At 48.7% G+C, this 23,092-nt stretch carries 17 protein-coding genes; 8 read left to right on the top strand and 9 right to left on the bottom strand.

Annotated features, from left to right (window positions below):
• Positions 1-23: 23 nt before the first annotated feature.
• Positions 24-1,427: an FAD-dependent oxidoreductase gene (locus tag SFSGTM_RS16045; RefSeq protein WP_162086034.1), complete on the bottom strand. Its 1,404-nt coding sequence runs from the start codon at positions 1,425-1,427 to the stop codon at positions 24-26.
• Between the two features lie 39 nt (positions 1,428-1,466).
• Positions 1,467-5,912 (bottom strand): glutamate synthase large subunit, encoded by a 4,446-nt coding sequence (gene gltB, locus SFSGTM_RS16040; protein ID WP_162086033.1) that lies wholly within the window; start codon positions 5,910-5,912, stop codon positions 1,467-1,469.
• Positions 5,913-6,130: 218 nt separating this feature from the next.
• On the opposite strand from gltB, the gene SFSGTM_RS16035 reads away from it, so the two are divergent.
• The 4 genes from SFSGTM_RS16035 (at position 6,131) to SFSGTM_RS16020 (ending at position 12,954) form a co-directional block, all read left to right on the top strand.
• Complete coding sequence (locus tag SFSGTM_RS16035; protein ID WP_162086032.1) at positions 6,131-8,545, top strand: Lon protease family protein; 2,415 nt, start codon at positions 6,131-6,133, stop codon at positions 8,543-8,545.
• A 136-nt stretch (positions 8,546-8,681) separates the two neighbouring features.
• Positions 8,682-10,049, top strand: a complete 1,368-nt coding sequence (locus SFSGTM_RS16030; RefSeq protein ID WP_162086031.1) for an autotransporter outer membrane beta-barrel domain-containing protein — start codon at positions 8,682-8,684, stop codon at positions 10,047-10,049.
• Between the two features lie 284 nt (positions 10,050-10,333).
• Positions 10,334-12,325 (top strand): alkaline phosphatase family protein, encoded by a 1,992-nt coding sequence (locus SFSGTM_RS16025; protein WP_162086030.1) that lies wholly within the window; start codon positions 10,334-10,336, stop codon positions 12,323-12,325.
• A 5-nt stretch (positions 12,326-12,330) separates the two neighbouring features.
• Positions 12,331-12,954: a hypothetical protein gene (locus tag SFSGTM_RS16020; RefSeq protein WP_162086029.1), complete on the top strand. Its 624-nt coding sequence runs from the start codon at positions 12,331-12,333 to the stop codon at positions 12,952-12,954.
• Position 12,955: 1 nt separating this feature from the next.
• Here the strand turns inward: SFSGTM_RS16020 and SFSGTM_RS16015 are convergent, their stop codons facing one another.
• Genes SFSGTM_RS16015 through SFSGTM_RS17240 form a run of 5 tightly spaced genes read right to left on the bottom strand, consistent with a single transcriptional unit; the run spans position 12,956 to position 17,187 of the window.
• Positions 12,956-13,738 (bottom strand): ABC transporter permease, encoded by a 783-nt coding sequence (locus tag SFSGTM_RS16015; RefSeq protein ID WP_162086028.1) that lies wholly within the window; start codon positions 13,736-13,738, stop codon positions 12,956-12,958.
• Positions 13,735-14,649, bottom strand: coding sequence for an ATP-binding cassette domain-containing protein (locus SFSGTM_RS16010; protein WP_174237429.1), 915 nt, complete (start codon positions 14,647-14,649; stop codon positions 13,735-13,737). The genes SFSGTM_RS16015 and SFSGTM_RS16010 overlap by 4 nt, the downstream gene beginning before the upstream one ends.
• Complete coding sequence (locus SFSGTM_RS16005) at positions 14,637-15,242, bottom strand: alpha/beta hydrolase (RefSeq protein WP_162086027.1); 606 nt, start codon at positions 15,240-15,242, stop codon at positions 14,637-14,639. Before SFSGTM_RS16005 ends, SFSGTM_RS16010 begins: the two co-directional genes overlap by 13 nt.
• Complete coding sequence (locus SFSGTM_RS16000; protein WP_162086026.1) at positions 15,239-15,550, bottom strand: (2Fe-2S) ferredoxin domain-containing protein; 312 nt, start codon at positions 15,548-15,550, stop codon at positions 15,239-15,241. The genes SFSGTM_RS16005 and SFSGTM_RS16000 overlap by 4 nt, the downstream gene beginning before the upstream one ends.
• A gap of 26 nt (positions 15,551-15,576) precedes the next feature.
• Positions 15,577-17,187, bottom strand: coding sequence for a methyl-accepting chemotaxis protein (locus SFSGTM_RS17240; protein WP_162086025.1), 1,611 nt, complete (start codon positions 17,185-17,187; stop codon positions 15,577-15,579).
• A 286-nt stretch (positions 17,188-17,473) separates the two neighbouring features.
• Here SFSGTM_RS17240 and aroB point away from each other — a divergent pair, with 286 nt between their 5' ends.
• Positions 17,474-18,562, top strand: a complete 1,089-nt coding sequence (gene aroB, locus SFSGTM_RS15990; protein ID WP_162086024.1) for a 3-dehydroquinate synthase — start codon at positions 17,474-17,476, stop codon at positions 18,560-18,562.
• Positions 18,546-19,682: a deoxyguanosinetriphosphate triphosphohydrolase gene (locus tag SFSGTM_RS15985; RefSeq protein ID WP_162086023.1), complete on the top strand. Its 1,137-nt coding sequence runs from the start codon at positions 18,546-18,548 to the stop codon at positions 19,680-19,682. The genes aroB and SFSGTM_RS15985 overlap by 17 nt, the downstream gene beginning before the upstream one ends.
• Before the next feature lie 54 nt (positions 19,683-19,736).
• Here SFSGTM_RS15985 and SFSGTM_RS15980 read toward each other — a convergent pair whose 3' ends face one another.
• Together SFSGTM_RS15980 and SFSGTM_RS15975 are read right to left on the bottom strand one after the other, a co-directional pair.
• Positions 19,737-21,080: a porin gene (locus SFSGTM_RS15980; RefSeq protein WP_162086022.1), complete on the bottom strand. Its 1,344-nt coding sequence runs from the start codon at positions 21,078-21,080 to the stop codon at positions 19,737-19,739.
• Between the two features lie 51 nt (positions 21,081-21,131).
• Positions 21,132-21,584, bottom strand: a complete 453-nt coding sequence (locus SFSGTM_RS15975; RefSeq protein ID WP_162086021.1) for a DsrE family protein — start codon at positions 21,582-21,584, stop codon at positions 21,132-21,134.
• A 189-nt stretch (positions 21,585-21,773) separates the two neighbouring features.
• Here SFSGTM_RS15975 and SFSGTM_RS15970 point away from each other — a divergent pair, with 189 nt between their 5' ends.
• Together SFSGTM_RS15970 and SFSGTM_RS15965 are read left to right on the top strand one after the other, a co-directional pair.
• The gene (locus tag SFSGTM_RS15970; protein WP_162086020.1) at positions 21,774-22,322 is read left to right on the top strand and encodes an RNA polymerase sigma factor; all 549 of its coding nucleotides are present in this window, start codon (positions 21,774-21,776) and stop codon (positions 22,320-22,322) included.
• Positions 22,319-23,059, top strand: a complete 741-nt coding sequence (locus SFSGTM_RS15965; protein WP_162086019.1) for a hypothetical protein — start codon at positions 22,319-22,321, stop codon at positions 23,057-23,059. Before SFSGTM_RS15970 ends, SFSGTM_RS15965 begins: the two co-directional genes overlap by 4 nt.
• The last annotated feature ends 33 nt before the right edge of the window (positions 23,060-23,092 follow it).

Here is a 23,092-nt window from a genome sequence, read left to right as displayed (position 1 = left end):
GTCTTATGCTGATTAAAAACTTATTACCAAACGCCGAGATAAGCCAGAATACCTTCAGCTGCTTCACGACCTTCAAACACAGCAGTAACGACCAGATCCGAACCGCGAACCATGTCACCACCTGCGAAAACTTTGGCATTCGCTGTCTGGAATTTGTGTTTACTTCCTTTAGCTATAACACGACCACCTTGATCAGTAGTCACGCCAATATCAGCAAACCACGGAGCTGGGCTAGGACGGAAACCGAAAGCCACGATCACGCGATCAGCAGGAATGATTTCTTCTGAGCCTTCAACTACCACAGGAGTACGACGACCGCGTGCATCTGGTTCACCTAACTCTGTCGTAACCAGTTTCACACCCTCGACTTTTCCATCACCCACAATTGCGACTGGCTGACGGTTCCATAAGAACTTCACGCCTTCTTCCTTGGCATTGGTAACTTCGCGCTTGGAACCCGGCATATTTGCTTCATCACGACGGTATGCACAAGTAACTGATGTTGCACCTTGGCGGATGCTGGTACGGTTGCAATCCATGGCAGTATCACCACCACCCAGAACCACAACGCGCTGACCTTCCATGGAGGTGAAAACATCACCCGCCTTTTCCAGATCAAGACAGTGCTTGACGTTGGAAATCAGGAATGGCAAAGCCTCCAGTACGCCAGGCAAGTCTTCACCAGGGAAGCCACCTTTCATGTAAGTATAGGTACCCATACCCATAAACACGGCATCGTACTCAGACATCAGGGTTTGCATTTGCGCGTGATCCACTTCTACGCCGAGACGGAATTCCACACCCATTTGCTCTAACACCTCACGGCGGCGTTGCATCACCCACTTTTCCATTTTGAATTCTGGGATACCAAATGTGAGCAAGCCACCAATTTGGTCATAGCGGTCAAATACCACAGGCTTCACACCATTACGCACCAGAACATCCGCGCAACCTAAACCCGCAGGTCCTGCACCAATAATCGCGACGCGCTTGTCAGTCGCAACCACCTTGCTCATATCTGGACGCCAGCCCGCCTTGAAAGCCTCTTCCGAAATATACTTTTCGATTTGACCTATGGTAACTGCACTGAACCCGTCATTCAGCGTACAAGAGCCTTCGCACAAACGGTCTTGCGGGCAAACACGACCACAGACTTCAGGCAATGAATTAGTTTGATGCGACAATTCAGCCGCTTCAAACAACTTGCCTTCATTAACCAGCTTCAACCAGCTTGGTATGTAATTATGTACTGGGCACTTCCACTCACAATAAGGATTGCCGCATGACAAGCATCTTCCTGATTGCTCAGTTGCCTGTCTCGCATCCATAGGTGCATAGATTTCTTTATACTGCATGCGCCGAATTTCGGCGGCGGTTTTCGCGCCGTCCTGGCGCGGGATGTTCATAAATTGAAATACGTCAGACATAATATTTATCCAGACTAGTTGGTTTCATAGCGGCGCGCATCAGTCTTTTAGCAAGCTATCCAAAGTCACAGCTTTGGGCTTAACCAACCAGAATTTTGCAACGATATCAGTGAAGTTAGCTAACATGCTAGCCGCACGAGCACTATTGGTGTGCAGCGCATGCGCTTCCAGACGTTGTTTCAGGAAATGGCGGTATTCAGCTGTATGCTCGGTATGAATACGGTGAATATCTATGAGCTCATTATTGTAACGCGATGCAAAATCGCCCTTGGCATCATAAATCAAGGCAAAACCGCCGGTCATACCTGCGCCGAAGTTAATCCCGGTCTCGCCCAGCACAGTGACACAACCGCCGGTCATGTATTCGCAGCAATGGTCACCCGCACCTTCTATCACGGCATAACTGCCTGAGTTACGTACAGCGAAACGCTCACCAGCCGTACCTGCAGCATACAACTCACCACCCGTAGCACCATACAAGCAAGTGTTACCGATAATCACAGCATCATGCGCAACAAACCCTGCTTTAGGCGATGGCTGTATCGCGATAATACCGCCTGACATACCTTTACCAACGTAATCGTTAGCGTCACCTTCCAACAGCAAGTTCAAACCGTTGTTATTCCACACACCAAAACTCTGACCTGCAGAACCTTGCAGCTTCAGTGTTAAACAACCATCAGGCAAACCGAGCGCACCGTGTTGACGCGCAATCTCACCCGACAAACGCGCACCGATAGAACGATTAACGTTGTGTACAGCGTAATGCAAAGTCGTTGGCGTCTTGGTGCGTATGCATTCCATCGCGTCTACGACCATTTGCTCTGCCAATTCACCCTTATCAAATGACGGATTGGATGTTTCCACACAGAAGCGCGGTTCAGATTCAGGTATGCTACCTTGCGTCAACAAGGTTTGCAGATTCAAACGACCTTGACGTGGCGTATCACCTGCATTGAGCTTGAGCAAATCAATACGACCAATAAGCTCCTCTATCGTGCGCACACCTAATTTTGCCATCCACTCACGCGTTTCCATCGCCACGAAAGTGAAGAAATTGACAACCATTTCTGGCAAACCGATAAAGTGCTGCTTGCGTAACCGCTCATCTTGCGTTGCAACGCCTGTCGCGCAATTGTTCAGATGGCAAATACGCAAATATTTGCAACCTAGCGCTATCATCGGCGCTGTACCAAAGCCAAAGCTTTCAGCACCAAGAATAGCCGCTTTGATCACGTCATAGCCTGTTTTCAAACCACCATCAGTTTGCACGCGCACACGCCCACGCAAGCCGTTGGCACGCAATACTTGCTGCGCTTCGGTCAAACCCAGCTCCCATGGCGTACCCGCATATTTCACACTGGTTAGTGGAGACGCACCTGTACCACCGTCATAACCTGAAATGGTAATCAAATCGGCGTAAGCCTTAGCCACACCAGCAGCGACAGTACCCACACCAGGCTCAGCCACCAATTTCACAGAGATCAACGCTTTAGGGTTGACTTGCTTCAAGTCAAAAATCAACTGAGCCAAATCTTCGATAGAATAAATATCGTGATGCGGCGGCGGCGAAATCAAAGAAACACCCGGTTTTGCACAACGCAGCTTACCTATCATTTCCGACACTTTGTGTCCCGGTAACTGCCCGCCTTCACCCGGCTTCGCACCCTGCGAAATCTTGATCTGCAATACTTCAGCATTGACCAGATAATGTGCAGTAACACCAAAACGTCCAGAAGCCACCTGCTTGATCTTGGACATTTTCATCGTGCCATAGCGCACAGGATCTTCACCACCTTCGCCCGAGTTGGAGCGACCACCGATGCGGTTCATCCCTATCGCCAAGGCTTCATGCGCTTCAGGTGACAACGCACCCAACGACATGCCGGCAGAATCAAAGCGTTTCAGAATTTTTTCTATCGACTCTACTTCATCTATAGAAATAGGTTGTGCATCTTCGCTCAGGCCCATCAAATCGCGCAACATGGCGACTTGACGACCGTTTACCAAATCAGCGTATTCCTTATACAGTGCATAATCACCCTTTTGTACCGCTTGTTGCAGTTGCGACACCACGTCGGGGTTATATGCGTGGAATTCTTCGCCATGGATGAATTTCAGCAATCCACCTTGCGCAATAGGGCGCATAGGGTTGTAAGCCAGACGAGCCAGCTGTTTCTGATCTTCTTCAAAGTCAGCAAAGTTCGCACCTGAAATACGTGACACAGTGCCATGCAAACTCAGCGCAACCACTTCTTCATGCACACCGACTGCTTCATACAGTTGCGCACCACGATAGCTGGCTATGGTAGAAATACCCATCTTAGACAAGACTTTAAGCAAGCCCTTGTCTATACCTTTACGGTAATTGGTCAGCGCTTTTTCAACTTTATGTTTGATATCGCCCGACGCCACCATATTCATAATGGCTTGATAAGCAAGGTATGGGTAAACGGCAGTTGCGCCATAACCCAGCAGCGCAGCGATCTGGTGTGGGTCACGCGCACTTGCTGTTTCAGCGATAATATTGCAATTGCAACGCAAGCCCGCCTTAATCAACGCATGATGCACCGCACCAACTGCAAACAGCGCATGCACAGGCAAACGTGCTTTGCTGATTGCGCGATCGGACAACACAATAACCACATTGCCAGCTTGCACAGAGGCAGTCACGTCTTGCGTGAGCTTCTGCACAGCCGCCTGCAAATTAGTAGTTGCAGGGTCGTAGCTTAATTCAAATTGTGCACTACGATAGTTATCGTCAGTCAGCGTCGTTAAATATACAAATGCATCATGCGACAACACTGGCGAAGGTATTTCCAGACGGTGAGCGTGCTCTGGTGTTTGCTCGAACAGGTTACGCTCTGGACCGAAGCAGGTATTCAATGACATCACCACAGCTTCGCGAATAGGATCTATCGGCGGATTGGTGACTTGCGCAAATTGCTGACGCAGATAATCAAACGGTGAACGTACTTTTTGCGACAACACAGCCATAGGCGTATCGTCACCCATGGAGCCTATCGCTTCCTGACCATCTTCACCAAGCACACGCAATACCTGATCGCGCTCTTCAAAACTCACACCGAACAATTTCTGATAAACCGACAAAGTAGGTGCGTCAAATTTTTCCACATGCGCATCTTGCGACATGCCCAATTCCAGATGCTGCGACTTTTTCAGCCACTCACGATAAGGATGCGCAGATTTCAATTCGGTTTCAATATCAGCTGGCAACAAGATTTTGCCGGTCAGCAAATCTGCCGCAATCATTTGACCTGGCTTGATACGACCTTTTTGCACCACATCTTCAGGTGCGTAATTCCACACGCCGACTTCAGATGCAATGGTGAAATGACGATCTTTAGTAACCACATAACGCGCAGGACGCAAGCCGTTGCGATCCAGCAGACAGGCGCCATAGCGGCCATCCGTCAACACCACACCAGCAGGGCCATCCCACGGCTCCATGTGCATGGAGTTATATTCATAGAATGCACGCAGATCCGCATCCATCTCAGGCACATTCTGCCATGCTGGCGGTATCATCATACGCAAGCTGCGGAACAGACCCGCGCCACCCATGACCAGACCTTCAAGCATGTTATCCATGCTGTAAGAATCTGAACCATTACGGCCAACGATAGGACGTATATCATCCATATTTGGAATCAGCGGCGTTGCAAATTTACGTTCACGCGCCAATGACCAGTTACGGTTACCTTCCACCGTATTAATCTCACCATTGTGCGCAAGATAACGGAAAGGCTGCGCCAGACGCCATTCTGGCCAGGTATTAGTAGAAAAACGCTGATGGTAAACCGCCAATGAGGAGGCGAAACGTTCGTCGCTCAAATCCTGATAAAACACTGGCAACGCATCTGGCATCACCAGGCCTTTGTACAGAATCACATTGCCTGACAAAGTCGGAATATAGAAAGTCTTATCACCCGCCAATGCTTTTTCGGTCAAACGTCGCGCGATATACAGCTTGCGTTCAAATGCTTCTGCATCCATGACCGCAGGACAGTTAACGAAAATCTGTTCGAAATGGGGTAATGTCGTCAGTGCATACTCACCGCAAACAGACGTATCCACAGGCAACAGGCGATAACCAGCAACCGTCAACCCTTGCGCAGCAAGCTCACGATTCAGCGTGTCGCGTGCGACAGTCGCCAATGCCGGATCCTGATTAAGGAATACCAAGCCTGCGGCATAGTGTGCATTGAGGCTAAAGCCACATTCAGCCGCCACTGCGCGCAAGAAAACGTCAGGCTTTTTAAATAGCAAACCACAACCATCACCCGATTTGCCGTCAGCCGCCACCGCACCCCGATGGGTGAGACACGCCAACGACGAAATCGCGGTTTTAACCAGCCAATGGCTAGGTTGATTATCTAATTGAGCCATCAGCCCGAAGCCGCAGCTATCTTGTTCAAAATCAGGACTGTATAAAGTCCCTTGCAACCAGCTCTGTCTGTCCATTGGTAGCTATATAAAAGTAAAAGCGAAATTGACTCAATTCTACTCGTCGCTGCGGTATCAGGCAATGCTAATATTTGCCCAAACAGGCTAATCTGGGGCGGATTTAGCTGAATGTACTACAGACCGACCTAATACTTCATGACATTTTCCTGTCATTAATCTGCAATTTCCATCTACAAGTGGAATAATACACATTACCCTTTGATACCGAGTCGTCCATGGCGCTTTCCAAACTACTACCATCACAACTCCGCTTAACGCTTAATGCAGACAAACTGGGGTTTGCCACCACAGTAGAATTAGTTGATGAAACACTGCCGTGGATAGGTCAGGAACGCGCGGAGAAAGCTGCCCACTTCGGTCTTTCGATAGATCAGCCGGGCTACAATTTATTCGTGTTAGGTGAGGTCGGTAGCGGACGATCATCATTGCTGGAAGCAGCCATGCATGCTGCTGCAGCCAAACGCTCGCCACCGCCCGATTTATGCTACTTGCATCATTTCGACGTACCTGAGAATCCCATCGCACTCCGCTTACCTGCTGGCCAAGGCCGCATATTGCGCGACATGATGGCAGCACTGATACAACTGCTACAAGTGGAAATCCCCCGACGTCTGGCAGGCCCGGAATTCAATGCAGAAAATGAACGCATACAGCAGACATATAAAGATGAAGAAGCAATTGCCTATGCTGAACTGTCTGCATTTGCAGCAGCACGCCATTTCACGTTGCATCGTGAAGACGGACGTCTGATTTTTACCTTGCTGGATGCCGACGGGCACGCCATGACCGAAGCAGATATGCTCGCACTGTCAGCCGAACGCAAAATCGAACTTGACCGCGATGAACAACTGCTGCGCGTAGAGATCGCACGCTTTCTGGAGAAAATGCGCCCTAAAGAACGTGCAAATAAGGAAGCGCTGATCCAATTCAAACGCCATTTAATTAAACCCATGCTGGATCATGAGCTACAGCAGATACGCATGGCGATGAAGCAGCAGATTATGGATGTGGGCAAACTGGGGCGCTATCTTGATGCGGTTGCCCAAGACGTGCTGTATCAGCTCGAATTATTCGGCTCCGAAGATATCGCCGTGCAAGCAGAATTGCTGGAGGCCATGCTGGCTTACCGCGTAAATCTGGTGGTAGACAATAGCGAATTGAATGGTGCACCCGCGCTGGTCGAAGATAACCCGCTGTTTCGCTCGCTATTTGGCAGTATAGAATATCAGGTCGAAAACGACGTGCTGATGACGGATTTTTCCCGCATACGCGCAGGCAGCCTGTTACGTGCGCATGGCGGATTTTTGTTGCTGCATCTGCGTGATCTGTTTGGCGACCCGCTGGTATGGGAAAAACTGCGACGATTCTTGCGCAGCGGACGCTTGCAGATTGAAGAACCCGGCACGCAATATTCACCCAACCCGGCAGTATCACTCACACCCGAAGCAGTCGATGTCGCTGTAAAAATCATCCTGATCGGGACGCGCGAGCATTATTACGAACTACAAGAAGACGACCCTGAATTCGGCCGCTATTTCCGCATCAAAGTAGATTTTGCTGAAAGCTTCAAAGCCGGAGTAAGCACCCATCACGACAGCGCCATTTTTATTGCACACACCTGTCGCCGCCTGGGTTTGCCGCATTTTTCCGCAGCAGCAGTTGCCCGACTACTGGAAGAAATGCACCGTGAAGCGGACGACCAGACCCGACTCTATGCCATATTCGCTTATCTGGAACAGCTGGTGGTTGAAAGCGGCACCGTAGCTCAAGGTAAAATTGTACAGCGCGAGGATGTCGAGGCTGCGCTACAGGCCAAAACATGGCGCCATGACTATCCTGATCAGCGCCTGCACGAATCCATCGCCGAGGGTGAATTACTGATTAGCGTACAAGGCGAACGCGTAGGCCACATTAACGGCCTCACCCAGATAGACCAGGGCGACCACCGTTTCGGACTGCCCGTCGTTATCTCCGCGCGTACCTTTCCCGGCAAGGATGGCCTCATCAATATAGAACGTGAAGTAGAAATGTCCGGCCCCATCCACGACAAAGGCGTCTTTATACTGCAAAACTATTTTGCCAGCCTGTTCGCCCATCTCGGCCCGCTCTCAGTCGATGGTGCACTGGTTTTTGAACAGGAATACCACGGCGTAGAAGGCGATTCGGCTTCATGCGCTGAATTTTATGCGTTGATATCCAGCCTGTCCGGCTTACCCATCCGTCAAGGCATTGCCGTCACAGGCGCGCTCAATCAATTCGGCGAAGTCCTGCCCATAGGCGGCTTGAATGAAAAAATAGAAGGGTTTTTCCAAGTCTGTCAGGAAGCAGGGCTGGACGGCAGCCAGGGCATCATCCTCCCGGCTCGCAACCGCCCGCATCTCATGTTAAGCCATGCAGTCATAACCGCAGTTGAACAAGGCCAATTCCATATCCATGTAATCGACCACGTCACCGATGGGCTAGACCTACTGATGGGCCACCCCGAAGGCGAACTCGACGAGACCGGCATTTACACCAACAACAGCGTACTCGGCCGCGCACAAAAAACATTGATGCGCTTTCACCGCCTGTGCAATCCGGATGACGCAACCAAACCCGATGCCAAGTCACGGCATAAGGCGCTGGCATAGCAGCCATCAATTGAAGCCCGATCTGATACTAGACTCATAATAAGTTAATGATTTTGGGAGGGTGATGGCGTACGATCTGTTTAGCGGAATAAGCAACCGTCCTTAACTTCAACTCAACCTAATTACTGAGTGCTATATGACCTTATCATTTTTTAAAAATCTGCTTGTTTCATCAACATTATTGTTAGGTGGAGTGGAGTCAACTTGGGCTGATACTAATTATAATTTTGTGTTTTCCGGTAACAATATTATTTCCGGTGGCCCCGTAGATACTGTCAATGGAGTATTTACTGTTAATAGTGGCACTATTACAGCGATTTTAGGGAACGTGTATTACATGGGGACCAGTTATGTCATCACGGGTCTTTCAAATATATATGGAATTCAAAATAATTGGCTAGGCAGTCCTCTGTATTTGAACTCTCAGGGGGTTGCGTTTACTACCTCCAATGGCGGAGGAACAATGAACATTAGTTACGATAGCGGAACTAGCTCTTACCTGTTGAATCCTTTTAATTTAGCGGGTGCAGCATATGGCACCCTTAGCATAAGTGTATTGGTTAGCGGCCCTTCTACCGCTGACACACAAGCATCACTCGATATTTCAGCGCAAAGATTACGTGGTATCTTCAACGCAGCCGCTATATCAACTAACTTCGCCAACATGAATACCTACGACTGTAACTTGTTTGATACTAAGGGTATGTGTATCTCTTCAGGTGGGCGTTACACAACAGTAGACAATCCAAATTCAAGTAATACCAGTGCTGTGGTGGTAATTGGTTATAAAGCCACACCCAACATCCGCATTGGTGGCTTCGTAAACCAGAATGTAAGTAACAACACACCTACGGGTATCAAGGTGTCTAATAAGAATCCATTGATGGGTGTATTTGCAGTATGGAATCAAAACGCTGATGGTTTAGGCCTCCAAGTAAAAGTGGCTAATGCTTACCAAGACAAAGATGTCAACATCACACGTGATGTGATTGGAACTTCAGAAGCTGGTACCGGTGACACTAACCTTAATATTCAAAGCTATGTCGGTGAATTAAGTTACGCATTTACCTTTAAAGATAAAACACTACTTCGCCCTTATTTTGCATTACGGCAAACTACCATAAAGCAAGATGCTTATACAGAAACAGGGGTTACAGCTCCTTTAAGCTACGCGACACTTAAAGACCGTTCAACAACAGCATTGGTTGGATTAAAGCTAAACCACACACTGACACCTAAAACCACCTTAACGGCAAGCCTTGGTATAGAGCAGGATTTAGAACATAGCGTTGACCAATATATCGCCACATCATCAAGCATTGCCAACCTGACGTCAGAGAACTTTAACGACAGTATTAAGCGTTTACGCCCAGTGGCTTCGGCTGGTGCTTATTACGCAGTGTCTAAAACGCAACGTATTTCAGGAGATGTTTATTACCAACAACTGCCATTCCAAAGCACGGGGTCAACTACTGTTTACCTCAGTTATATGATTGGACTTTAACCGAAGTCGCAATACCTAAAGCTTAGCCGCGCATGAAGAGTATAGGCCCCCTCGGGTGTCTTTTGTTTGGCGGGTATGAGGGCTGCTTTGAGTCGAGTTGAGGCCTTCATCAGCATAGTGCACGAAATTGATTTGATTTCGCAGAAAAAATCGTTTGGCTAGATAAAAACCACTCCAAAATCATTAGCCACTACTCACGATGCGTCAGCAAGCTGCCACAATATCGTCATGTATATTGTGTACGCTTATTGCCATCATCAATTCTCGCCACGAATCTACCCATCATGAAGCTACCCGCCCTGAAAAAAATATGTTTAGCCCTGTCTGCCGCCAGCTTGTTGCTGAGTGTGCTGCCTGCTCAGGCAACGCCAAGCAAAGCTAACGCCCACAATGTCATTATTTTCGTATGGGATGGTTTACGTCCTGACTCGGTGACTGCGGCCGACACCCCGAATCTGTTGCGTATGCGTAGCGCAGGCGTGAATTTCAGTGCTAACCATGCAACTTACCCGACCTTTACCATGATGAATGCGGCGAGTTTTGCCACTGGTAGTTTCCCTGAGCATACCGGGTTCTACGGCAATACCGTTTGGCGTGCTGGTGCTACGGGCAAGGATGCGCATGGCAAGCCGGTTGATTTTCAGCAGCCGATATTTACCGAAGATTACGGCATCCTCGATGACATCAATGCCTATTACAGCAACCAGCTGTTGATGGTGGGCACGCTGTTCCAGGCTGCGCAGGCCAGCGGCATCACGACGGCCGCCATCGGCAAGTCGGGCCCAGCTTATTTGCAGGATTTCAAACGCGGCGGTTTGTTGCTCGATGAACGCACGGTCATGCCGCTAAGTCTGGCGCAGGAATTACAGGCGGCTGGCGTTGCCTTGCCAAAAACAGCCACAATAACCGATGCCAATGCTACGTTGGCGCTAGCGCCCAACAACGGTGACCCAACCGCATCCACTCCCGTTGCGAAACTGGATGACAAAGTCACAACCGACCCGACCAATGGTAGTGGCTCTCCGTACAAGAATGCAAATGCTTACATGATGCACGCGTATCTCAATCAAATCCTGCCTATGCATCAGCCCAAACTGAGCCTGATCTGGTTGCGTAATCCAGACTCTACCGAACACAATTACGGTCCGGGCACTGCCAATTACCACGATGCGCTGCGTGCACAGGATCAGCTACTGGGCGACCTGCAGGCCAGACTCAAGGCGCTGCGCATGGCAAGCGCTACCGATATCGTGGTGGTCTCCGATCACGGTCACAGCACGGTTGCTGGCGATGCTGACTGGTTCCCTTTGCGCGTAGTCGCAGACGGCAAACCAGGTCAAACCAGCGAGCTGGCCTACTCGGTATCGGGTGATGTGCGTACTGCTGATTTACTAACGCGTGCAGGTTTCACCGCTTATGACGGCAAAGGCTGCGTGCTGGATCCAGTGATGTCTGGCATACGCGCCGACAACACACCCGTTTATGCCACACAAACAGATAATGATGGCAGTGTATGCGGCAAAGCTGGACAGAAATACACCACTGGCAACTTCAAGGTGCCTGCGGAGTTGCCTGTGGACAAACACCCGATAGTCATTGCTGCAAACGGCGGCAGCGACTACCTGTACTTGCCCGACCACGATGCAGCTACTGTGGCAAAGGTGGTGCGTTATGTGCAATCGCGTCCTGAATACGGTGCGATATTTGCAGATAGCCGCTATGGCCAATTACCTGGCACGCTGCCACTGCAAGCTGTGCATCTGGAAAATACTGCTGGCCGCAATCCTGACCTGATCGTGAGCTTCAACTTCAATGAAAAAGCCGTTGTCCAAGGCATGCCAGGTACCGAATATGAAAGTGCGGGCAATAATCGCGGCATGCATGGCAGCTTCAGCCCGATAGACGTGCATAACACCTTCATCGCTTACGGTCCAGATTTCCGTCGCAGCTATCTTGATAAATATCCAAGTGGCAACGTTGATCTGGCACCGACAATTGCCCATATCATGGGACTGAATCTGGCAGGTGAAGGACACGATGGCCGCGTCCTGCTGGAAGCGCTACGCACTGCGAAGAATTTCAAACCCAAGGTTACGCAGCACGTCATGTCGTCGACCAAGGCTGATGATTTGACTATCGTTTACCCAACTGACCCTGATGGCAAGGACATCAATAATGCGCAACATCATTATCACGTCGAACTGAGTACACACACCTTGTACGAAAATGGCAAACCTTATACTTACTTCGATAGTGCCAAGGCTATCCGTAATTGAGACTAGTGAAATTAGCGCTGGGGATGCTGCTTGCAGCCCCGGCATTTGCCGACACGCTGGACTGGAATACAGCATTCCCTGTTGATCAGGCACCTCGGCAGGTGTATTTACAAGCAAATTATCTGGATAGCAAAGGCATGCCACACGCCTTGCAAATGTGGCGCGAGGGGGAGCAACAACTGACGCGACTGACCGACCACAACGTCATGATCAGCATCCTTCGTCAAACGGGGACGGAAGAAAATTATCAGCTCTATGATCTCAAGCGCCATACCGTTACCAGCGCAGACCGCAGCCACTTGTATCGCATAGGCATCTACGCCAACTGGAATGGCATGGCGCATATATTGACCATGCCGCAAGGCACATACACACTCACCACTGAACAGACTGCACCGCTAGCGACCGCATGGGGACTATGCCACTGGTACCAGCTCAACATGCCCAACCAGGATGACCGCCACATCTGCTGGTCATCGGCATGGGCGTTGCCATTGCTGATACAGCAAAACCATCAGCCCATTTTCGAAATCACTGCCCTAGACACCAGCGCACCCGCGATATTTGCGAATTACGCCCGCCTGCCCTACACCCGCATCGACACCAACGTCGATATAGATGCGGACTAGGTTATTTCAATATCCGTCGCCGTGTCAGCCCCACTGCGAGCCAGTAGCTAACAGTCGTCCAGGCCAGCAATGCAGCGACGTGAGTAAAAATTGCGGCAGGAACATGTCCCAGTATCAGCGGTCGCACGAGGTCGATCGCGTGCGACAGCGGCAACACCGCTGCAACGTTTTGCAAAATTTCAGGCATACGCTCAACGGGGTAGAACACACCGCACAACAACACCATGGGTGTAATCACCAGAGTGAAGTAATACATGAAAAAGTCATAGCTGGGCGAAACGGCGGTCATCACCAAACCCATCGCCGAGAACGTCAGGCCGATCAATATCACCACGGGCATCACCCACAAACTCAGCATCCAGCTTTGTTGCAAACCCAACGCCCAAATCACGGCCAGTATGGCGATACCAGAGAGCAGGCTCTTGGACGCACCCCATGTGAGTTCTGCCAGCATCACATCATCTAATGTGAGCGGCGCATTGAGTATGGCCTCCCAGGTTTTTTGTACGTGCATACGCGAGAAACCTGAATACAGCACTTCAAACGTTGCGCTGTTCATGGTCGAGTAACAGATTGTACCCGCCGCCAGAAAAGTCATGTAACTCGCGCCACCAACTTGCGGAATCAGGCTGCCCAGTCCATAACCAAAACCCAGCATGTAAAACATGGGATCAGCCAAGTTACCGAGGATGCTGGAGCCTGCCAGTTTCTTCCAGACCAGAAAGTTACGTCGCCAAACTGGGATAAAGCGCCAGGAGAATTGTGGGTGAGTAAAATAGTTCATGCGTCGCGTAACTCACGTCCAGTAAATTTTAAGAAAACATCTTCCAGATTGGATGGGCGCTGTACATAGCGTAAAGCTTGCTGCTCACGCAAATGTTCGATTAGCCCTATGCAGTCATGCGTGTAGCAAAATAGCGTTTCACCCGTGATTTCATGGCGGGCACACCATTGCTCACCGTGCTGCCGAGACCAGTCTTCGACAGTCTCGCCATAAATTTCCACCACATTAGGCTCAATTTCAGCCGCGATTAAATCACGCGGATTGCCTTTGGCGATGACTTTGCCGTGATCGAGGATAACCAGGTTATCGCATAAGCGCTCAGCTTCTTCCATAAAGTGAGTGGTGAGCAAGATGGTTTTACCTTGATGTATCAAGCGGCGCAACCCTTGCCAGATAACGTGCCGTGCTTGTGGATCCAGCCCTGTCGTCGGTTCATCAAGCACTATCAGTTCAGGGTCATTCACCAGCGCACGTGCCAACGTAAGGCGGCGCTTCATCCCGCCTGATAGCGAAGTGATTTTTGCATCAGCTTTGCTGGTCAATCCCGCAAATTCCAGTAACGCGGGAATACGACTGTTAATCACCGCATCACTCAGGCCAAAATAACGCCCGTATATCAGCAGATTTTCCGCCACGCTGAAATCAGGATCAAGATTATCCATTTGCGGCACTACGCCGATACGCAGTCGCGCTTCGCGGGCGTGACAGGAGATATCTTCATCAAGAATTAAAATTTCGCCCGTATCAGGACGAACCAGACCGAGCAGCATTTTCAGCGTAGTGGTTTTACCTGCGCCATTGGGGCCAAGCAAGCCAAAACATTCGCCGCGCTGGATATCCAGATCCAGGCCGCGTACTACTTCGTTGTCACCGTATTTTTTGGCTAAATGACGTACTTTTATGATTGACATGCTGCGAGTACCGCTGACTTGAGTTCGGCTAATTTGCCATGAAAAAAATGACCGGTGTCATCGATAGTTTGAAAATTAATGTGCTGATTATGCGCCCATGCTTGCGCATCAGCATAAGGCACAACTTCGTCGTTGATACCATGGATGACGCTGGTATTGGCAGGCACGCTGCCAAATTCATATAAATTTACCGCAGGGCCAATAAGGATGAGTTTACTTACATCCAGTTGCTGCGCCACGCGGTGTTGCACGTAACCCCCAAATGAAAAACCAGCCAGCACAATGGGTAAGTCAGCATCATAATGCCCACGCACAAAAGCAATGAGTTCCAGCATATCTTCGGTTTCACCTATGCCGCCTGTGTATTCACCATCGGAGCTACCCACGCCGCGAAAATTCGGGCGGACAGCAACATAATCTTGCTCATAGCAAGTTTGCGCCATGCTCAACACCACTTTGTTATCCATCGTGCCGCCATGCAGCGGATGGGGATGCGCAATGAATGCCAGGCCGCGCCGACGCTCACCAGGATCATTGACCAGCGTTTCTATATAACCGATAGCAGATTTGATACGAAGTTTGGAACGTTTCATTTAAGCAGCAGCCTGTCCACCACGCGTCCATTTTGCAAATGTTCAGTGATAATTTCATCTATGTCTTCTTCATCCACATAGGTGTACCAAGTGGCTTCCGGATACACCACCAGCAATGGACCTTCGCTGCATCTGTCCATACATCCTGCGCTGTTAATACGGCATTTACCCTCGCCATTCATATCCAGCGCTTTGATTTTCTTTTTGGTGTAATCCCGCATCGCCTGCCCACCCGATGCGCCACAACACTTTGCGCCATCGTCGCGTTCATTGGTGCAAAAAAATACATGGTGTTTAAAATAAGTCATGTTGCAGTCTCGTTGTTCTAATAAGATTATTTAGTCAATACACGCATCTTGCCAGATGCTTTCCGTGGTACATCAGTTGCACCGTCTATTTTAAATACTTTCAAAGCATTAATCAGTGACAATGTCTGCTCTTCCAAGATGGCTGCTGCCGCAGCAGCTTCTTCAACCTGAGCAGCATTGCGCTGGGTAACCTCATCCATCTCAGCAATTGCATCATTGACCTGACCTATGCCTATGCTTTGCTCGCGTGAAGCAACGCTAATCTCATTCATAATGACAGACACACGTTTAATTGCATTAACAATTTCATTCATGTTACTGCCTGCTTCATCAGCTAATGCCGCGCCTTCATCCACTTTGGCAACCGAAACATCTATCAACGACTTAATTTCTTTTGCAGCTGCCGCACTGCGTTGTGCAAGACTGCGCACCTCAGTTGCGACAACTGCAAATCCACGTCCCTGCTCACCTGCACGAGCGGCCTCAACAGCTGCATTAAGCGCAAGAATATTGGTTTGAAACGCTATGCTATCAATCAAGCCAATAATATCTACGATTTTTCTGGAAGAGGTGTTGATATCACTCATGGCAGTAACGACTTTAGCAACAACCACACCGCCTTTTTCAGCAACAGATGTAGCCTCGTTCGCCAAGCTATTTGCCTCTACCGCGTGCGCAGTATTTTTCTTAACCGTCGACGTAAATTGCATCATGCTGGCTGCCGTTTCTTCCAGACTGGCCGCCTGCGCTTCGGTTCTACCCGATAAATCCATATTCCCCGCAGCCACTTCCTGAGTCGCGATACCTATACGCGCGAAGCTGCTACGTACATCACCGATAATCGTATGCAAATTGATATTCAGCTGACGTAATCCAAGCAATAGCTGTCCAAACTCATCATGCCCTTGTACTTCCAGACGCGTGGTCAAATCACCACCAGCCAGTATATGCGTTGCTTTGATCGCGCTTCTTAATGGCACAACGATAGTCTGGGTTAATGAATACCAAGAATACATGGTCATCAAAATAGCCAATACCGAGGCAATACCAAGGAAAATGTGTGTGCCAGAAACCCAGGCAAAAATACTAATCGCGCACAACACCAATAAAATGAAACTAAAGTTCCATGCCAGACGTTGCGCTAATGACATTTTCGTAAGTGCAGCTAATTTACCTGCCCAGCCTGATTTAACGGCTGCACCATTTTTAATTGCCAATTTCCTAGGATTACCCGCATTAATTTCTTCATAGAGCTGGGTAGCCTGCTTTACCTGTTCACGCGTAGGCTTGGTTCTGACTGACATGTAACCAACAGGCATGCCTTTTTCTATCACCGGGATAACATTCGCCACCACCCAGTAATAATCGCCATTCTTACAACGGTTTTTAACCATCCCAGTCCATGGCAACCCTGATTTAAGTGTAATCCACAAATCAGCAAACGCAGCTTCTGGCATATCAGGGTGACGCACAATATTATGCGGTGCATTTATCAACTCTTGCTCAGTAAATCCGCTGACTTCAAGAAAATAAGGGTTTACATAAGTGATTTGCCCTTTGAGATTAGTAGTTGATACGATGGCTTGACCATCATTGAGGATATATTCACGTTCTGTTACTGGGAAATTTTTACGCATCTTTAAGTCACCCCATAAAAAATATAGAAACCTCGAAAGTAGTTACTATTATTATTTGCACAGCATTTGCTGGTCTTTTTATTATTAGGCGTTATTAATTCATCGCTTCAATATCTTAGCCGAATTAATAACGATAGGTAAACTTGTTTAACCGCATAACTTTTCATTTCATGGCTGATAGTTTCAACACCAGAAAACCCATGAGCGAAGTCAAGTTATCCATATTAAATATGATAATAGCCAATATGGGTATAATTACACTATCTCTATGTAATTAATGATTACCATGCAAACTTTAACTGTCGCCCTCGGTAGCCGCAGCTACCCAATTCATATTGGCATCGACTTACTGAACCAGCCTGAACTCATCATCGCACACTTGCCACAGAAACGTGTAGCCATCGTCACCAACACCACTGTCGCGCCATTGTATCTGGACAAACTGACAGCAAGATTAACTGCTCATGGTGTGGCGGTGGTGCCGATCATTCTGCCTGATGGGGAAGAATATAAAACCTGGGAAACGCTGAATCTGATTTTTGATGCATTGCTGGAAAATCGCTGTGAACGCAAGACCACACTTATCGCACTAGGTGGTGGCGTCATCGGCGATTTGACCGGATTTGCCGCAGCCAGTTATTTACGTGGCGTGCCATTTATTCAGATACCAACGACACTGCTTGCACAAGTGGATTCATCTGTGGGTGGCAAGACAGGAATTAATCACCCGCTGGGTAAGAACATGATAGGTGCGTTTTATCAGCCACAGCTAGTGTTAGCAGATACCACCACATTAGCAACTTTGCCTGCTCGCGAATTGTCGGCAGGTCTGGCTGAAGTCATTAAATATGGCCTGATTTATGATCCTGAGTTTTTTGTTTGGCTGGAAGACAATATGGCGAAATTACGTACCCTAGATAAGGATAGTATTGCTTACGCCGTACACCGCTCCTGTGAAATTAAAGCCGAGGTCGTGGCGCAGGACGAACGCGAATCGGGCATGCGCGCATTATTGAATCTGGGACATACGTTTGGTCACGCCATAGAATCCGGCATGGGTTATGGCAACTGGCTACACGGCGAAGCCGTGGCTGCAGGCACGGTGCTGGCAGCGGATGTATCACAGCGCATGGGCTTGCTAAAGACGGCTCAAGTTGAACGGATACGCGCCCTGTATCGTAGTGCCGGCTTACCTGATACCGCACCCGACTTAGGCGCAGCCCGTTATATGGATTACATGGGACTGGATAAAAAAGTTGAAAGTGGGCGCATCCGCTTTGTCTTATTAAGCGGCATAGGCTCCGCTTTTGTCAGTGCCGATGTTCCCGAAACAGATTTAACCGCTGCGCTGACACATTATGTCCACGCCATTTAAGCTGGCGGCTTATGCCGCACACGACGTCACCAGCAAAGGTCGCCACTATCCTGAACTGTCGGCAGCACCTCGCGGCGAGTTTCAGCGTGATCGTGATCGCATTATCCACTCGGGTGCATTTCGACGGCTGGAATACAAGACGCAGGTATTTGTAAACCATGAAGGCGACTTATTCCGCACACGTTTGACACATAGTCTGGAAGTCGCCCAGATCGGCCGATCCATGGCGCGGATACTGTGCCTGAACGAGGACTTGGTCGAGGCGATTTCACTCGCTCACGATCTGGGACACACCCCATTTGGTCACGCTGGACAAGATGCGCTCAACGCCTGCATGAAAGATTACGGCGGCTTTGAACACAATCTGCAAAGTCTGCGCGTGGTGGATAAGCTGGAACAGCGCTATGCCGAATTTGATGGATTGAATCTGTGTTTTGAAACCCGCGAAGGTATACTCAAACATTGTGCCCTGGAAAACGCACGGCAACTGGGTGATGTCGGTGAACGCTTTATACACAAGCATCAGCCCAGCCTGGAAGCACAGCTTGCCAATCTGGCCGATGAGATTGCCTACAACAATCACGACATTGATGATGGCCTGCGTTCTGGTCTCATTACCCTGGCACAACTGGAAGAAGTCACACTATTCGCACGCTATCTCAACGAAGTGCGCGCGCACTTCCCCAAATTAAACGAGCGCCGCACCATCCACGAAACCATACGCCGCATGATTAACGCACTGGTATCGGATTTAATCTCGCATAGTCAATCAGCAATTGTGGCCGCTGGTGTACAAAGTCTGGGTGACGTACGCAGCACGCCGCCACTAATAGGTTTTAGCGCAGACATTGTTAAACAAAATCTGGAACTCAAACAGTTTTTACGCAAAAACCTGTATCGCCATTATCGCGTCACGCGCATGACAACGAAAGCTGCACGTGTCGTGTCAGAACTATTTCAGGCGTTTTTGACAACACCGGCGTTATTGCCGACCGAGCATCAGCCGACAGCAGATAGCGACATTCCACGGGTGATTGCTGATTATATTGCAGGTATGACAGACCGCTATGCGATGCGTGAGTATCGCCGATTGTTTGCTATTGAAGATGTACTGGTTTAATACGATGAACTTGCACAACAGCCATCAAGCCGTTGTGCAAGATTTGTAGCAGATTTAGAAAATGTGTGTCATTTGCAAGCTAATCCGATTACCCAAGTCATCAGCAATCAGCAATGCGTTGTTACGGTTAGTTGCATTAGCAATCGCTTCAGGATGAGCAACACTATTCTTACGGATTTCGTACGTCAGGGTAAAGTGAGTATTTTTACTCATCAAATACTCGCCACCTATCGTCCATGTCTTGAAATCACGTTCGTTAGCAGCTTGCTGTGAGTTGGTTAAACGATTGTATACGTCATACTTAAGGTTAGCTCTCCACTGTGGCAAGAACTTATAACCCCCTTCCAGATACCAGCCTTCCGCGGTGTTGTAATCCTGCAGCGCCACAGTGTCTATCGGAGCCGGTGTATTCGCGCCAGGAATATCATTAAACGGTGGGTTAGGTCCATTATAGATCATGCCTGAACCATGCATGGCTTCCCCGGAAACACGTATTTTGTCTTTCATATATTTGAAACCCAGACCTTCGCGCATGCGGTTGTAATCCGTCGAACCAAATGTACGCTTACCTTCCTGATGCCAGATAAAAGCATTAACATCTTCACGAGCAGCGCCCGCGCCACCGAAAACATAGGAAACCTGTAATCTGCCAGTAAAGTCTTTGGCGTGATTATTGTCAGTGATGAAATTGATGTTGTTGCCATTAGACACCATCGCAGCATAACCAAATTCCCATTTGTTATGACGGAAAGTATTAAATGCCTCAATACCAATATCGCGGAAACCACTCAGGCTGCCTTGAACAGTACCGCCAGCGAGCCCTGCAGGTACAGTGCCAGTAATCGGTGTCATATCGCGCTCATTCAACATGCCATCGGTGACGTTGGTGAAGTTGACGTAATTATAATCAACGTGAACCGGAGATAGCGCTTCTTCACCCGTAGGCAATTTGAACAGACCTGCACGCAAATGCATGCCAGGAATGTAACTGAAAGTCATGGACGCATCACTCAGCACCACATTCTGGTCACGGGTAATCCCGTTACGTCCCGCTTCCAGCAAAACGAAGTAATTGATACGATCATCCACGGCCTTCAACACACCACGCACACCTAGTCGCGCACGAAATAACTGGATATTTTGTGTGTGCTCCAGATCAGGACCAACTAAGTTAGGAATTTGTTGTTGTCCATTATAGCCAGCAATAGTGCCGCCTAAACCTGCAATAGGCTTGGCCTCAATATAGGTATAAGTAGGCTGTATAAACCCCCATAATTTGTAAGCTTCTGCATTGGCAGGCTCCAGACCTTGTACCGACATCCAGTCTGCAGCGTAGCTGGCATTAGCAACGCCTAAGCCAGAAATAAGTGTGAGCAATAATACGTTTTTTTTCATCATGATTCCCTTAATATGGTTATGGTATGTATGGTCAAATTGTTAGCAACAGCTTTAAGGTTTCACATACACATAGCCCTCTTGCGCCTGCAATCTGGCAATTTCAGCAATACCTGCGGGGACGATAGTCACAGGATAGGCGACATCGGCAGCGGTTAAATGACGACTTTTGAGGGTATTGTTGCAAATTTTGAATTCCACCCCTTGTTGAGCCAGCGTTTCCATCATGACGTTATAAGGATTGCCGTTGGCATCTTGCGCATTATTCAACATAAAATCGATGCCTTTGCCATGCGCAACGACTGTAATCTTAGTGCCGGGTACAGCTTCTAAATTATTTTGCACGTTTTTAAGTAAGGCGCTGGCACGCGTGGTATCGTCTATGTGATACACCACTTTGATTGGGTTAGTACTCTTGGTATTTTCCGCGGCATGAAGCAATGGCGTGAATATAAAACTAAAAACAGCAAGGCTGGCAGACAATAATCTAACGACGCGTTGGTTCATATGTTGTTCCTTAAGTCATGGTAAATCAATAAAGGTTAAATGCGAGTACGGTGTAATTGTTATCCGTACAGTAAAGACGCATGGCGCTCGATGATTATTCCGTCATAAAAAATATATATATTTCATGGAATAAATTACACAGGTCGAACGTCTTACTAAGGTGGATGAAAAAATCAGGACAGCTAAATAATGAATTTATTGCATTTGTTGGGATTGGGCATAGGCACGCAGATCAAGGAAAGACGCGATCGTTTGTATCGGGTCGCCTATGCCTGGTCGCATGACCGCGCAATGGCAGATGATTTGGTGCAGGAAGCGTTAGCGCGTGGACTGGCACGTATGCACCAGCTGCGTGATGTGGCACAACTGGATAGCTGGTTATTCAAGATTTTGCATAACTGCTGGCGTGACTGTTTGCGCTGCCAAAAGGATTTTCAGGACGTAGAGGACATGGAAGATTACCTCTATGCGCATGATGAAACGCCAGAGCACATTAATTCGCGCAATCAGGTAGTGGACAAGGTACGGGCAGCTGTGGCTTTGTTACCCATAGGCCAACGCCAAGTATTAACACTGGTTGATCTGGAAGAATTTAGCTACAACCAGGTTGCTGACATCCTGTCTATTCCCGTTGGCACTGTCATGAGCCGGCTATGCAGGGGCAGGCAAACACTGCAGAACAGCCTGATTGATTTGGCACCCGTAAGTAAGGGCATCGCATTAAGGATAGTGAAATGAACACCGAAATATCAAATGCACAATTAAACGCGTTTATTGATAACGAGTTGGATGTCGCTGAAAAAGACCAACTGTTTACGCGGATACAAGCTGATGCCGAACTGGCCAATCAAGTCTGCGATCTGCGCGCAGTTAAAGAGCTGGTACGCCATGGTTATGCCGAACCGCCAGAAGCCACGCATAGTGAGTGGGTGCGAAAATTCACCATACCAAAATCGTTAGCCGCAGGGGTAATGCTTGCGCTAGGATTGAGTCTGGGCTGGATGATGCACGATTTCCATCAAGCAGATAACAATCTGCAATTTGCGCAAAATCAGTCAAAAACGCAACCAAACAATTTTCAGTTGGTCAGTTTGGCAGGCGTCACTGAAGATACACATAAGCTGCTCATGCATATTGATTCGGCCGATCCTGCCAAATTCAAAGCCCTGTTAGATGATATAGATGCATTGACCCAACATCAGGCCGCACTGGGACAACCAATACAGGTGGAGGTTGTTGCCAGCCATTCCGGTCTGGGTATGTTGCGTACTGACGTAACACCCTATGCGCAACGCATCAGCGAGCTGGAAGCACAACACCCCAATGTAAAATTCGTTGCTTGCAATCAGAGCATACAACGTTTAAGCAAAACCGGTGTTAAGGTGAATTTACTCCCAAATACACAAATCACGCCTAATGCCACTGAAGAAATTGTACACCGCCTGCACGATGGCTGGTCCTATATCAAAGTCTGATGACATAGCGTAACTACATCCGCTAGTTAACTT

The organism is Sulfuriferula nivalis (genome assembly GCF_009937995.1).
GTDB lineage: Bacteria > Pseudomonadota > Gammaproteobacteria > Burkholderiales > Sulfuriferulaceae > Sulfuriferula > Sulfuriferula nivalis.
This window is presented reverse-complemented; position numbering and strand designations above follow the sequence as displayed.